The sequence below is a fragment of the Streptomyces sp. NPDC050759 genome, from assembly GCF_044456945.1.
In the GTDB taxonomy this organism is placed as follows: Bacteria; Actinomycetota; Actinomycetes; order Streptomycetales; family Streptomycetaceae; genus Streptomyces.
Genome location: NZ_JBITGI010000019.1, coordinates 51,430 through 64,005, shown reverse-complemented (window position 1 = coordinate 64,005; position 12,576 = coordinate 51,430). Strand labels below are relative to the sequence as shown.

12 protein-coding genes are annotated in these 12,576 nt (G+C 70.7%); 4 read left to right on the top strand and 8 right to left on the bottom strand.

The window, feature by feature from the left end:
* The first annotated feature begins 133 nt into the window (after positions 1–133).
* Both ftsH and folE read left to right on the top strand, forming a co-directional pair.
* Positions 134–2,167: an ATP-dependent zinc metalloprotease FtsH gene (gene ftsH, locus ACIBJB_RS39340; RefSeq protein ID WP_398938477.1), complete on the top strand. Its 2,034-nt coding sequence runs from the start codon at positions 134–136 to the stop codon at positions 2,165–2,167.
* A 121-nt stretch (positions 2,168–2,288) separates the two neighbouring features.
* Positions 2,289–2,894, top strand: coding sequence for a GTP cyclohydrolase I FolE (gene folE, locus ACIBJB_RS39335; RefSeq protein ID WP_062051750.1), 606 nt, complete (start codon positions 2,289–2,291; stop codon positions 2,892–2,894).
* Between the two features lie 40 nt (positions 2,895–2,934).
* Here the strand turns inward: folE and ACIBJB_RS39330 are convergent, their stop codons facing one another.
* From ACIBJB_RS39330 to ACIBJB_RS39305, 6 genes are all read right to left on the bottom strand, one after another.
* Positions 2,935–3,420, bottom strand: a complete 486-nt coding sequence (locus ACIBJB_RS39330) for a DUF3180 domain-containing protein (RefSeq protein ID WP_398938332.1) — start codon at positions 3,418–3,420, stop codon at positions 2,935–2,937.
* A 67-nt stretch (positions 3,421–3,487) separates the two neighbouring features.
* Positions 3,488–4,099, bottom strand: a complete 612-nt coding sequence (folK, locus tag ACIBJB_RS39325) for a 2-amino-4-hydroxy-6-hydroxymethyldihydropteridine diphosphokinase (RefSeq protein ID WP_398938330.1) — start codon at positions 4,097–4,099, stop codon at positions 3,488–3,490.
* The gene (gene folB / locus ACIBJB_RS39320; protein WP_398938328.1) at positions 4,096–4,455 is read right to left on the bottom strand and encodes a dihydroneopterin aldolase; all 360 of its coding nucleotides are present in this window, start codon (positions 4,453–4,455) and stop codon (positions 4,096–4,098) included. Before folB ends, folK begins: the two co-directional genes overlap by 4 nt.
* Positions 4,456–4,692: 237 nt before the next feature.
* Positions 4,693–5,193 carry a nuclear transport factor 2 family protein gene (locus ACIBJB_RS39315; protein ID WP_398938326.1) on the bottom strand — a complete coding sequence of 167 codons (501 nt, stop codon included), beginning with the start codon at positions 5,191–5,193 and terminating at the stop codon, positions 4,693–4,695.
* On the bottom strand, positions 5,190–6,080 hold the full coding sequence (gene folP / locus ACIBJB_RS39310; RefSeq protein WP_398938324.1) for a dihydropteroate synthase: 891 nt from the start codon (positions 6,078–6,080) through the stop codon (positions 5,190–5,192). Before folP ends, ACIBJB_RS39315 begins: the two co-directional genes overlap by 4 nt.
* 50 nt (positions 6,081–6,130) lie before the next feature.
* Positions 6,131–7,942, bottom strand: coding sequence for a phosphatidylglycerol lysyltransferase domain-containing protein (locus ACIBJB_RS39305; protein WP_398938322.1), 1,812 nt, complete (start codon positions 7,940–7,942; stop codon positions 6,131–6,133).
* A gap of 174 nt (positions 7,943–8,116) precedes the next feature.
* Here ACIBJB_RS39305 and ACIBJB_RS39300 point away from each other — a divergent pair, with 174 nt between their 5' ends.
* A complete protein-coding gene (locus ACIBJB_RS39300; protein WP_398938320.1) occupies positions 8,117–9,244 on the top strand; it encodes an alpha/beta hydrolase in 1,128 nt (375 codons plus the stop codon).
* Positions 9,245–9,377: 133 nt separating this feature from the next.
* Positions 9,378–10,688, top strand: a complete 1,311-nt coding sequence (locus ACIBJB_RS39295) for a hypothetical protein (protein WP_398938318.1) — start codon at positions 9,378–9,380, stop codon at positions 10,686–10,688.
* Between the two features lie 30 nt (positions 10,689–10,718).
* Here ACIBJB_RS39295 and ACIBJB_RS39290 read toward each other — a convergent pair whose 3' ends face one another.
* Both ACIBJB_RS39290 and ACIBJB_RS39285 read right to left on the bottom strand, forming a co-directional pair.
* Positions 10,719–12,062, bottom strand: coding sequence for a PH domain-containing protein (locus tag ACIBJB_RS39290; protein ID WP_398938315.1), 1,344 nt, complete (start codon positions 12,060–12,062; stop codon positions 10,719–10,721).
* The gene (locus ACIBJB_RS39285) at positions 12,059–12,562 is read right to left on the bottom strand and encodes a PH domain-containing protein (protein WP_355746727.1); all 504 of its coding nucleotides are present in this window, start codon (positions 12,560–12,562) and stop codon (positions 12,059–12,061) included. Before ACIBJB_RS39285 ends, ACIBJB_RS39290 begins: the two co-directional genes overlap by 4 nt.
* Positions 12,563–12,576: the final 14 nt, after the last annotated feature.

Genomic DNA, 12,576 nt, shown 5'->3' with positions numbered 1-12,576 from the left:
CGCCGTTGGAGCATGCAGACGGTTCGACAGCTCTCCCGTGCGGCTTCGGCCCACAATGCTGGGGTACCGTCAGAAGAACTGTCTTATCAAACTCACTATGGCAGGAGGGACGGGGCGGCACCGCTCCGTATGGATGGACGTGAAGCGATACTTCCGTGGGCCGGTCATGTGGATCGTGCTGGCCGTCCTTGCCGTGGTCGTGTTGATGCAGGTCGTCGGCTCGTCGGGCGGCTACAAGACGGTGGACACCGGCCAGGTCGTCCAGGCGATCAATGACAACAAGGTCGAATCAGCCAAGCTGACCACCGGCGACGAGAACACCATCAAGGTGCAGCTCAAGGACGGCGAAAAGGTCGAGGGCAGCTCGAAGATCCAGGCGAGCTACATCGGCGACCAGGGCGTGACCATCGCCAACACGCTGCAGACCAAGTACCAGGACAAGCAGATCCCCGACGGGTACACCGTCTCGCCGACGAAGCAGAACGCCTTCGTCGGGATCCTGCTCTCCCTGCTCCCCTTCGTCCTCATCGTGGTCGTCTTCCTGTTCCTGATGAATCAGATGCAGGGCGGCGGCTCCCGGGTCATGAACTTCGGGAAGTCCAAGGCGAAGCTCATCACCAAGGACACCCCGAAGACGACGTTCTCGGACGTCGCAGGCTCGGACGAGGCGGTCGAGGAGCTCCACGAGATCAAGGAGTTCCTCCAGGAACCGGCGAAGTTCCAGGCGGTCGGGGCCAAGATCCCCAAGGGCGTACTGCTGTACGGCCCTCCCGGCACCGGCAAGACCCTGCTCGCGCGCGCCGTCGCGGGCGAGGCCGGTGTCCCCTTCTACTCGATCTCGGGTTCCGACTTCGTCGAGATGTTCGTCGGTGTCGGTGCCTCCCGGGTCCGTGACCTCTTCGAGCAGGCCAAGGCGAACGCCCCGGCGATCGTCTTCGTCGACGAGATCGACGCGGTCGGCCGCCATCGCGGCGCCGGCCTCGGCGGTGGTCACGACGAGCGCGAGCAGACGCTGAACCAGCTGCTCGTCGAGATGGACGGCTTCGACGTCAAGGGCGGTGTGATTCTCATCGCCGCGACGAACCGGCCCGACATCCTCGACCCGGCCCTCCTGCGCCCCGGCCGCTTCGACCGCCAGATCGCGGTCGACCGCCCGGACATGCAGGGCCGTCTGGAGATCCTCAAGGTCCACCAGAAGGGCAAGCCGGTCGCTCCGGACGTCGACCTCTCGGCCGTCGCCCGCCGCACCCCGGGCTTCACCGGCGCGGACCTGTCGAACGTGCTGAACGAAGCGGCGCTCCTCACGGCGCGCAGCAACAAGAAGCTCATCGACAACCACATGCTGGACGAGGCGATCGACCGCGTCGTGGCGGGCCCGCAGAAGCGGACCCGGATCATGTCGGACAAGGAAAAGAAGATCACCGCGTACCACGAGGGCGGACACGCCCTGGTCGCGGCGGCCTCTCCGAACTCCGACCCGGTCCACAAGATCACGATCCTCTCGAGAGGCCGTGCTCTGGGCTACACGATGGTCCTGCCGGACGAGGACAAGTACTCGACCACGCGCAACGAGATGCTCGACCAGCTCGCCTACATGCTGGGCGGCCGCGCTGCCGAGGAACTGGTCTTCCACGACCCGACCACCGGCGCCGCGAACGACATCGAGAAGGCCACGGCGACAGCCCGCGCGATGGTCACGCAGTACGGCATGACCGAGCGTCTCGGAGCCATCAAGTTCGGTGGCGACAACACCGAGCCGTTCCTGGGCCGGGAGATGTCGCACCCGCGTGACTACTCGGAAGAGGTCGCCGCGCTGGTCGACGAAGAGGTCAAGAAGCTCATCGAGACCGCGCACAACGAGGCCTGGGAGATCCTGGTCGAGAACCGCGACGTCCTCGACCAGCTGGTCCTTCAGTTGCTGGAGAAGGAGACGCTGAGCAAGGAGCAGATCGCCGAGATCTTCGCTCCCATCGTCAAGCGTCCCCCGCGGCCGGCCTGGACCGGCTCCTCCCGCCGCACACCGTCCACCCGTCCGCCGGTGCTCTCCCCCAGGGAGCTGGCACTGACGAACGGCGCCAACGGTGCGACGCCGGCGATCTCCACCGCCAAGGCCACCGCGTCGGAGCCGGTCACGGAAGCGGTACCCGAGGAGCGCCCCGAGAGCTGACGCTCACCCGTCCCGACCCGGTGACCTCACCGGACCCGGAATGGATGCCGTGCCCCCCAGGTTTTAGCCTGGGGGGCACGGCGTTTTTCGGCCGTGAGGGACTCTAGGAACGAGGCACCAGATGACCGACCCCGTGACGCTGGACGGCGAGGGCTCGATCGGCGAGTTCGACGAGAAGCGCGCCGAGAACGCCGTCCGCGAGCTGCTGATCGCGGTCGGCGAGGACCCGGACCGAGAGGGCCTGCGGGAGACTCCGGCGCGGGTGGCCCGGTCGTACAAGGAGATCTTCGCGGGGCTGTGGCAGAGGCCCGAGGACGTGCTGACCACGACGTTCGACCTGGGGCACGACGAGATGGTGCTCGTGAAGGACATCGAGGTGTACTCGACCTGTGAGCATCACCTGGTGCCGTTCCGGGGCGTCGCCCATGTCGGGTACATCCCGGCCACCACGGGCAAGATCACGGGGCTGTCGAAACTGGCGCGGCTCGTGGACGTCTATGCCCGCCGGCCGCAGGTGCAGGAACGACTCACCACGCAGATAGCGGACTCCCTGATGGAGATCCTGGAGCCGCGTGGCGTGATCGTCGTCGTGGAGTGCGAGCACATGTGCATGTCGATGCGGGGCATCCGCAAGCCCGGTGCGAAGACGCTCACGTCGGCCGTGCGCGGTCAGCTGCGGGACGCGGCGACGCGCAACGAGGCGATGAGCCTCATCATGGCGCGCTGACCGGCCGGGCTGTTCTCGGACCGTCCGTCGACTTCGGGCCTCACGCGGTCGACGCGGCGCCCGTGTTCCGGTCGTCGTCCTCCGGAAGCTTGCACACACGCTCCAGGAAGATGGCCGCCGCTATCACCGCGATCCCTGCCAGGACCGAGAAGCCGGCGTAGATGGCCTGGTCGCGGCGGGCGGGGATGTCGAGGGATTCCAGGAGGAAGACGCCGGTGCCGCCGTACATGCCGGAGACGAGGGCGGCGACCAGGGCGCTGGCCTGGCCGAAGACGACCGCGCGGGCGGCCATCAGCGGGTCGACGCCCTTCGCCTCGGGGACCCGCTCGCGCTGGGCCTTCAGGCGGGAGCGGATGGAGAGCGCCGTGGCCATGAGCACCACGGCGATCAGGGCGAGGACGATGGGGGCGGCCAGCGGGACGCTGGGCAGGGTTCCGATCGAATTCCACAGGCGGGCGCCCGCCCAGGACAGGATCCCGGCCACGGCGAAGACGCCGGCCAGCAGCCTGATGCGCAGCTCTCTCACGGTGCCCCTTCAGCTCCCCCGAGGTCCTTGGGTGTCCCACGGACAGTGGTCGTCTTGACCTTAACGGCTATTGGGGCAGCTGGAGTTCCAGGTCCTTGCGGGCTTCCACGCCGTTTCGCGGGACGGTGTCGAGGAGTTCGGCGACCGGGCCGCGGCCCGGCAGCTGGGCCTCGGGTTCCACGTCGTGCCAGGGGACGAGCACGAACGCGCGCTCATGGGCGCGGGGGTGGGGCAGGGTGAGGACAGGATCGTCGGAGACCACCTCGGCGTACGCGACGATGTCGACGTCGAGGGTGCGCGGGCCCCAGCGCTCGTCCCGCACCCGGTTGAAGGCCTCCTCGACCGCGTGCGCCCGCTCCAGCAGGGAGGACGGGGGGAGCGTGGTCTTCAGTACGACAACCGCGTTGAAGTACGACGGCTGGCTGTCGGCCGGCACGCCCCACGGCTGCGTCTCGTAGACGGGGGAGACGGCCTTGATGCGCACGCCGGGCGTGTCCTCCAGGGCGTCGATGGCCCCCTGGAGGGTCTCCAGGCGGTTGCCGAGGTTGGAACCGAGGGAGAGCACGGCCCGCTTCGGGTTGTGGAGGGTGGTGTCGGCGGCGTCCACCTGCTGCACGACGGAGGCGGGCACCGGCTGTACGGTCGGGTCGCTGTGACCCGCGGCGAAGGACGCGGTCATACTCGGCTCCGGGTGATGGTGACGGTCACGTCGTCGAAGGGCACGGTGATCGGCGCGTCGGGTTTGTGGACCCTGACCTCGACCTCCTCTACCCCCTCGTGCTTCAGACAGGCCTGGGCGATGCGCTCGGCGAGCGTCTCGATGAGGTTGACGGGTTCGCCCTCGACGACGGCCACGACCTCCTCCGCCACGATGCCGTAGTGCACGGTCTTCGTCAGGTCGTCGTCGGCGGCGGCCGGGCGGGTGTCCAGTCCCAGGACGATGTCCACGATGAAGGTCTGGCCCTCGTCGCGTTCCTTGGGGAACACACCGTGGTGTCCGCGAGCCTTCAGGCCGCGCAGCGCGACACGATCCACGCGAATCACTCCTGCAATCGTCGGTGACGGCCGGTCCGTACCGTGTGCGGGCGATACCACCGGCCTCGAACGAATCTACCTGCGAACACTGACAGCGCCGGGCCACGGGGGCGCGCGCCGATGCCGGGGTCCGGAGGTTTCACCGGACGTTTCCCCTGGGGAACCCGGCGGCTCACGGGTTGGTAGCCGCCCCTACCCAGGGGTTCGTGATTCCAACCACTTCCTGGTCCCGACGGGTCAAGGGGTTTCCCCGTCCTCGTCCTCGTCGTTCTCGGCCAGCACCGGAGAGGCGTGGTGGGACCACATCTTCCAGCCCTCGGGGGTGCGGCGGAACACGTTCGTGGCGACCACCAGCTGGCCGACGAGCGGGCCGAGCTCCTCGCCGCCCTCGGGTGCCGGGCCGCCGCTGAGGATGTTCTCGGTGCACGTCACCAGAGCGGTGTCGCCGGTCACGGAGACGTGCACGTCCGTGAGGAAGAACTGGATGTAGTCCGTGTTCGCCATGATCAGCGCGTACGACCTGAGGACCTCGCCGCGGCCGGTCAGCACGGGCCAGCCGGGGTGCACGCAGGAGACCACGCCGACGTCGGCCGGGTCGTGGTACTCCTCGTCGACGCCCAGGTCGGCAGGGGTGAGCCAGAACGAGGACAGCTCCTCGAAGTCACCGCGCTCCAGCGCCTCGTAGAAGGCGGTGTTGGCGGCTTCCACCTGTTCCACGTCGGTGTGAGGGGCGCTCACCGGGCTCCTTCCGCGCCGTTGTCCGTCGTACGCGCTCCTTCCACGGCGCGGGCGACCCGTACCGCGTCCGCCGTCGCGCGCACCTCGTGCACGCGCACCGCCCACGCGCCGGCGTGAGCAGCGAGGGCGGAGACGGCGGCCGTGGCGGCGTCGCGCTCGCGCGCGGGCGGCGGGGCGCCTTCCGGACCGGCGAGGACACGGCCGAGGAACCGCTTGCGGGAGGCGGCGACGAGGAGGGGGTGGCCGAGGCCGAGGAGGCGGTCGAGGTGGGAGAGGAGGACCAGGTCGTGCTCGGCGTCCTTGGAGAAACCGAGGCCCGGGTCGACGACGACCCGGTCGGCAGAGATGCCGCCCGCGAGGACGGCGTCCACGCGCGCGTGGAGCTCGTCGACGACCTCGGCGACGACGTCGGCGTAGACGCCCTTGACGTTGCCGCCCTCCAGGAAGCCGCGCCAGTGCATGACGACGAAGGGGGCGCCCGCGTCGGCGACGACCGGGATCATCGCGGGGTCGGCGAGGCCGCCGCTGACGTCGTTGACGAGGGCCGCGCCGGCGGCGAGGGCCTGTTCGGCGACGGAGGCGCGCATGGTGTCGACCGAGACGGTGACCCCTTCGGAGGCGAGGCCGCGGACGACGGGGATGACGCGCCGGAGCTCCTCGTCCTCGTCCACCCGGGTGGCTCCGGGACGGGTGGACTCGCCGCCGACGTCGACGAGGTCGGCGCCCTCCTCGACGAGGGCGAGGCCGTGCTTGACGGCGGCCGCCGTGTCGAACCAGCGGCCGCCGTCGGAGAAGGAGTCGGGGGTGACGTTCACGACTCCCATGACCGCGCAGCGGTCCCATTCCGGAAGCCCGGCGACGCGCCCGCGTCCGCTCTGCTTGCTCATGCGTTCAGCCTAGGCCCAGCGTGGCGCGGCGGGGCCGCGCGGCCGGTGGCTCAGGCCGCTCTGACGTCCCGCTCCGCGACCGCGTGGGCACACGCGCGTGCGGTGTGCGAGCGGCGGCGCAGGAAGCGCGGCAACGGCAGGGCGAGGTTGACGAAGCCCTCCGCCTGCATGGCGGCGAAACCGATGCGCGGGAGGTCGCCCGAGGCCCGGTAGACGACGAAACGGGGTTCCCAGCGGGGTTGGAACTTGGCGTTGAACTTGTACAGGGACTCGATCTGGAACCAGCGGGACAGGAAGACCAGCAGGCCCCGCCAGGCGCGCAGCACCGGCCCCGCGCCGATCTTCTCGCCGCGCGCGAGTGCCGCGCGGAACATCGCGAAGTTGAGCGACACGCGCGTGATGTCGAGTTTCGGGGCGGCCTGGAGGGCTGCCACGATCAGCAGTTCGTTCATGCCGGGGTCCGCCGAGCGGTCCCGCCGCATCAGGTCCAGGGAAACGCCGTCCGTTCCCCACGGAACGAAGTGCAGGATCGCCTTGAGATCGCCGTAGGGACCGGGCCGGCCGTCGGCCTTGTGGGCGGTCGCGATGAGGCAGTCGCCGTCGGCCAGGTCGCCGATGCGGCCCAGGGCCATGGAGAAGCCGCGCTCGGTGTCGGTGCCGCGCCAGTCCTCGGCGGCCTGCCGGATCCGCTCCAGCTCGGTCTCCCCGAGGTCACGGACGCGCCGCACCCGGGTCTCGTAACCGGCCCGCTCGATGCGCTTGACCATCTGGCGCACATTGCGCATCGCGCGGCCGGCGAGCGAGAAATCCGCGACGTCCACCACCGCCTCGTCGCCCAGTTCGAGGGCGTCCAGGCCGGTCTCGCGGGTCCACACCTCGCCGCCGGTCTCCGAGCAGCCCATGACGGCGGGTGTCCAGGAGTGCGCCTGGGCCTCGTCCATGAAGCGCTCGATGGCGCCCGGCCAGGCCTCGACGTCGCCGATCGGGTCGCCGCTGGCGAGCATCACGCCGGAGACGACGCGGTAGGTCACGGCCGCCTTGCCGCTGGGGGAGAAGACGACGGCCTTGTCGCGGCGCAGCGCGAAGTGACCGAGCGAGTCGCGGCCGCCGTGCTTGGCCAGCAGGGCCCGCAGGCGGCTCTCGTCCTCCTCCGTGAGGTGGGCGGCCGGGTGCTCGGGGCGGAAGGCGAGGTAGATCGTGGTGATCGCGGTGAGCAGGCCCAGGGCGCCCAGGGAGGCGCCGACGGTCCACGAGGTGTCGCCCTGGTAGTCGACGGGGCCCTCGAAGCCGAAGAGGCCGTACAGGACGTGCGTGATGCGATCGGCCAGGCTCGGGTTTCCGACCATGCGGTTCGGGTGGGCGCTGACGATGATCAGCCCGAGGGTGAGGGAACCGGCGCCCATGAGTACGAAGTTGGCGAGCGCGCGCCAGCGGCTGCGCGGGTCGGGCAGCGCCCTGAACTGGTCGCGGTGGCGCAGCAGCGGCGCGAGCAGGGCGAGCGAGATGGCCGCCCCGACGAGTGAGTGACGGTACGTGAACTGCGCCAGCGCGCCCGCCGGCAGCAGTGCCACGGCCGCCCGCCAGGCCCGGCGCTTGCGGCGCCTGAGGCCGTGCGCGAGCAGCAGCAACAGCACGCCGGTGCTGAGCGAGAGCGCGGCCGCGAACGGGCCGAGCGCGCCGGGCAGTACCTCGGCCATGGTGTGCATACGGCTGTGCCGGAAGCGCGGAAAGACGCCGGCGGCGATGTCCAGAAGGCCTACGAGGGCGCAGGCTCTGGCGACGAGGACGGGGACGGCCTCGGGGCGCGGTCCGTGCAGTGCACGCCGCAGCCGTGTTGATCGGATCGGAACCCCGCCCGACATTTCCTCATCTGTCCTGACAGACATCGCATCCCATGGTTCTGCGAGTGACTCTGGATCCGGAGCCCCGATTCGGGCATCCGGCGACATTGCGCCCTCTAGGACGGTGTCTCGTGAGGAGAGGTTCACTCATCTCCTCAAAGCCGTTTCAAAGGCCGAGGAAAGCGAAAGCAAGCAATGGGTCTCACGAGCAACAACACGCTGGTGCTGACGGTCCTGGCCGCCGTGGCGCTGTTCGCCGGCACGGTGTGGCTCTGGCCGCGTCTGGCACTGCGTGGCTGGCGGCCCGTCAGCGGCCGCATCGGGCTGCTGTTCGCGACGCAGCTCTCGCTCTTCGTGTCGCTGGGGCTCGCCGCCAACCACGCCTACGGCTTCTACGCCTCCTGGGCCGACCTGTTCGGCCGGGAGACCGACCAGGGTGTGGTGGTCGACCACACCCCGGGCGACCGTTCGCGCGGGCCCCTGAAGGTGACCGAGATCGGGGCCGTGCCCGGCAGGGTCGGCTTTCGGTCGTCGTCGGTCGGGCAGGTTCAGAAGGTCGACATCGTCGGCCCCACGTCACACATCGCCAGCCCCGCGTACGTCTATCTGCCGCCGGAGTATTTCCAGGAGCGCTATCGCGCGCGTACCTTCCCCGCGGCCGTCGTGCTCACCGGTTATCCGGGCACCGCGCGAGCGCTGGTGGACAAACTCCACTATCCGCGCACCGCTCTGGAACTGACCAAGGACGGCCGTATGCGTCCGATGATCCTGGTGATGCTGCGGCCGACGGTGGCACCGCCGCGGGACACCGAGTGCGCGGACGTTCCGGATGGCCCGCAGACCGAGACGTTCTTCGCGAAGGACCTGCCGGAAGCGGTGACCGCGCACTACCGGGTGGGAAGGGAACCGGGGAGTTGGGGGATCATCGGCGACTCCACGGGCGGCTACTGCGCGCTGAAACTCGCCATGCACCATCCCAAGGTGTACGCCGCGGGGGCGGGCCTCTCCCCGTACTACAACGCGCCCGTCGACCCCACCACGGGCGATCTCTTCCAGGGCGACAAGGCGCTGCGCGACCGCGCGAACCTGTGGTGGTGCCTCACACACCTGCCCGCGCCCGACACCTCACTGCTCGTCAGCAGCAGCAAGGTGGGCGAGACGAACTACAAGGACACGTTGAAGTTCATAGAGCGGGTGAAGGCCACGGAAACGACGCGGATCTCGTCGATCATCCTGGAAAGCGGCGGGCACAACTTCAACACCTGGCGACGGGAGATCCCGGCGACCTTGCAGTGGGTCAGCGAGCGGCTGAACGATCGATAGGTGATCGATGAGTGATCAATACGCCGAATTCGGCGGCCGTTCCGATTCCTGATGTCGGGTGAAGGCAACGGGGTGGCTGTGTTTTTACGGGGCGGGGCACCACGATTCGCCTACGCGCGGTAAGTTTCTGGCCATGCCACGTGGACGTCACCGCCATTCCCCGCCCTTGCACAGGCTGCTGCCTCCGTCGGCGATCGCTGGCGTCTCCCTCGTCTGTGCCTTCGGCCCCTGGGTGTTCTCGCAAGAGGCCGTGCTGCGCGTGATAGCCGCGTTCGCCGCGGCGGTCGCGGTCGTGGGGGCGGCCGTCATGCGCCGTTGGGACGCGCAGGCCGGCAAGCAGGTCGCGGACCTCACGCGCGCGCGTGCCGGCGACGAGTGGCGGCACGAGGAGCGGGTCGCCGAACTCGAGACCGATCTCGAGGAGTCGCGCGAGCTGCGCGTCAAGCTGGAGCAGCGGCTGCGGGCCAAGCGCGCGGAGCTGGCGGGGCTGCGCAATGAACACGCGGCACTGCTGCGGCGGTACGCCACGGCGGAGACCGAGCGGGCGAGCGCCCTGGAGGGCCGCCGGCTGCTGGAGATAGAGGCCGCCCCGGCGCGTGCGCTGCCGGCGGCGCAGTCCGACGCGGAGGCCGTGGCGGTGGCTGCCGAGGACGGGCCCGAGGGCGCGGTCGAGGGGGAGACCGAGCTGGAGACCGAGGTCTCCGAGGCTTCGGAGACCTCGCAGGAGACCCCGGAGCGGCCCGCGATCTTCTCCCCGGAGGGGTCCCGGCTGTTCTTGCGGGCGAACGCGGCGCTGAAGAGGCTGGACCAGGACGGCGCCGGGGCCACGAGGACCAAGGTCGGGTCAGGGGCCGGGCCGGAGGACGAGCCAGAGGCGAAGGCCGCGACCGCCAAGCCCAAGGCCGAGCCGAAGGGCGCCGCGAAGAGCGATCCCAAGGCCGGTCCCAAGGCCGGGGCCGACCCCGAGGGGCAGCCGGTGAACGCGGCTTCCGGCGCGGCGGACGGCGTCGGCACCGAGGCGGAGGCCGCGCCGGAGGACGAGGCGCGGGGGAAGCCCGAGGCGGTCGACGGGCATGAGCGCGCGGCCGCCGCCACCACGGGCAGAGCCGCCCAGCCGCAGCAGCAGCCCGCCGGGCACTTCATCGCGCCGACCGCGGTCGCGGTCGTGCCCGCGGGCCCCGCGCGGCGCCCGCGGATCGAGGGCGGGTTCGACTTCTTCGGCACGAAGGCGGGTACCTCGCGGGACGCCCTGGAGGCCGTGCAGAACGAGGACCTGGCCGACGTCGTCGGCCAGGAGGCGCTCGCCCTGCACAAGGCCGAGTCGGAGGCGGAGTTCAAGCCGGCCGACGAGGAGTCGCGGGGCGTCGGCCAGGTCATCGACCTGACGGCCCACGACGAGACGGAACAGATCGACCTGAAGGGCCTGCGCAGCGCGGTCTCCTGACGGACGCACAGGTGCTCACCAGGGGCACGGTCAGACCATCCAGCGGTCGGGCCGTGCCCCTCTCCGTCCCGTCCGCGACCTCTCCGCCTGCGACGTGAGCAGCTCCGCGGCCTCCTGGGCGTCCCTCAGGCGGGCCGTGACGGTCTTGTTCGCTCCCGTGTCCACATGGACGTCGGCGACCCGCCACAGCCGCTCCCAGGGCCCTTGTGCGAGCCGTACGCTCTGGACCTTCGCGTGCGGGACGAGTGCCAGGCTCCGCCGCAGCAGCCCCTGCCGCGCCGCGAACACCGAGTCGGTGACGGCGAGTCCGTAGCCGCGCCACCACACGGGCACGCACCGGCCGGCCCGCCGCGGGGGCCGCGACAGCGCCGACAGCGGCGGCACGGTCACGCCGGGCAGCACGCGCGCGACGACCGCCTCGGCGACCTCGCGGGGAGCGACCGGCACCAGCACGGAGTTGGACGAACCGGCCACGTCCAGCTCGACCCGGACCCAGCCGCGCCGCCGCCACAGCAACGGCTCCACGATCCGTACGGTCTGCACCCGCCCCGGCGGCACCGTCTCGTGGGTGCGGTCCAGGAGCCCGTGGTCGATGCGCAGCCCGTCGGGGGACTCGCCGACCGTCCAGTCGTACTCGGTGACGAACCGCCCCACGCTGCTCGCCCCCGCCGCGCCGAGCAGCGGCAGGGCGGTCGCGAGGACCGTCCAGACGCTGTGGGTGGCCATCCACAGCAGCGGCGGTACGACGAGGGCGGCGACCAGGCTGCCCCAGGTGGCGCCCGTCAGCACGAGGGAGAGCGCGAGATCGCGCGGAGGCGTGTGCAGCAGCACGCGCGCCGGTGCCTCGCCCACCTCGTGCGCGGTCTCGGGAGCGAACCCGGCGGCGCGCGCGAGCAGTTCCGCGCGCAGGGCCCGCGCTTCGCGCTCCCCGAGGAAGGCCAGTTCGTCCTTCTTGTCGGTGCCCACGACATCGAGCCTGAGCTTCGCGACGCCCGCCACGCGCGCGAGGAGAGGCTGGGTGACGTCGACCGCCTGGATCCGCTCGAGCCGGATGTGCGCGGTACGCCGGAACAACAGGCCGGTCCGGATGCGCAGTTCCGTGTCGGTCACCGCGAAGTGGGTGAACCACCAGGTGAGAAAGCCGTACAGGGCGGCGGCCGGGACGATGACGGCGAGCGCGATCAGCAGCGTGGTGGTGGTCAGCCGGGTCAGCTGGCGCTGCGTCTGGTCGGGGTCGTGCACGGCCCACCCGATGACGACGGCGACCGGCGCCCACGCCCGCCTGAGGGGCGTTATGGGATGCAGCCGCCGCTCGGTGACGGGTTCCTTCTCCGGCTTCTCCTCTATGGCGTCGTCGACGCCCTGCGCGGTCACAGGCCCGCCGATCGGGCCTCGCCGAGTTCGGTGAGCCGGTCGCGCAGCCGCTCCGCCTCGGCCGGGTCGAGACCCGGGATGGTCGCGTCGGTCGCCGCGGCCGCCGTGTGCAGCTGGACGCTGGCCAGCCCGAAGTGCCGTTCCACGGGCCCGGAGGTGACCTCCACCAGCTGCATGCGGCCGTACGGCACGACGGTCTCCTCGCGCCACAGGACGCCCCGGCTGATCAGCAGGTCGTCGGCGCGCTCGGCGTAGCGCCAGGACCGCCAGTTGCGGCCGATCATCACCCAGCCCCAGCCGATGAGGGCGAGCGGCAGCAGCGCGAAGGCCGCCCACGCCGGCCCGCACAGCAGCCCCAGCAGCAGCCCCAGGGCCACGGCGAGCAGTCCCAGCCACACCACCAGCAACAGCCGTCGCATCCGCAGCAGCCCCGGCGGCAGCCCGGTCCACACCGGTTCGTCGCCGGCGACCTCAGTGTTCTGCCCGCTCCCCGTCTCCATGGGGCCAGCGTACG

What these genes read in the sequence shown, in the direction of transcription:
- ftsH (WP_398938477.1), top strand. Translation starts at nt 134, where the DNA reads ATGGACGTGAAGCGATACTTCCGTGGGCCGGTCATGTGGATCGTGCTG.
- folE (WP_062051750.1), top strand. Translation starts at nt 2,289, where the DNA reads ATGACCGACCCCGTGACGCTGGACGGCGAGGGCTCGATCGGCGAGTTC.
- folK (WP_398938330.1), bottom strand. Translation starts at nt 4,099, where the DNA reads ATGACCGCGTCCTTCGCCGCGGGTCACAGCGACCCGACCGTACAGCCG.
- folP (WP_398938324.1), bottom strand. Translation starts at nt 6,080, where the DNA reads ATGAGCAAGCAGAGCGGACGCGGGCGCGTCGCCGGGCTTCCGGAATGG.
- ACIBJB_RS39305 (WP_398938322.1), bottom strand. Translation starts at nt 7,942, where the DNA reads ATGTCGGGCGGGGTTCCGATCCGATCAACACGGCTGCGGCGTGCACTG.
- ACIBJB_RS39300 (WP_398938320.1), top strand. Translation starts at nt 8,117, where the DNA reads ATGGGTCTCACGAGCAACAACACGCTGGTGCTGACGGTCCTGGCCGCC.
- ACIBJB_RS39295 (WP_398938318.1), top strand. Translation starts at nt 9,378, where the DNA reads ATGCCACGTGGACGTCACCGCCATTCCCCGCCCTTGCACAGGCTGCTG.
- ACIBJB_RS39285 (WP_355746727.1), bottom strand. Translation starts at nt 12,562, where the DNA reads ATGGAGACGGGGAGCGGGCAGAACACTGAGGTCGCCGGCGACGAACCG.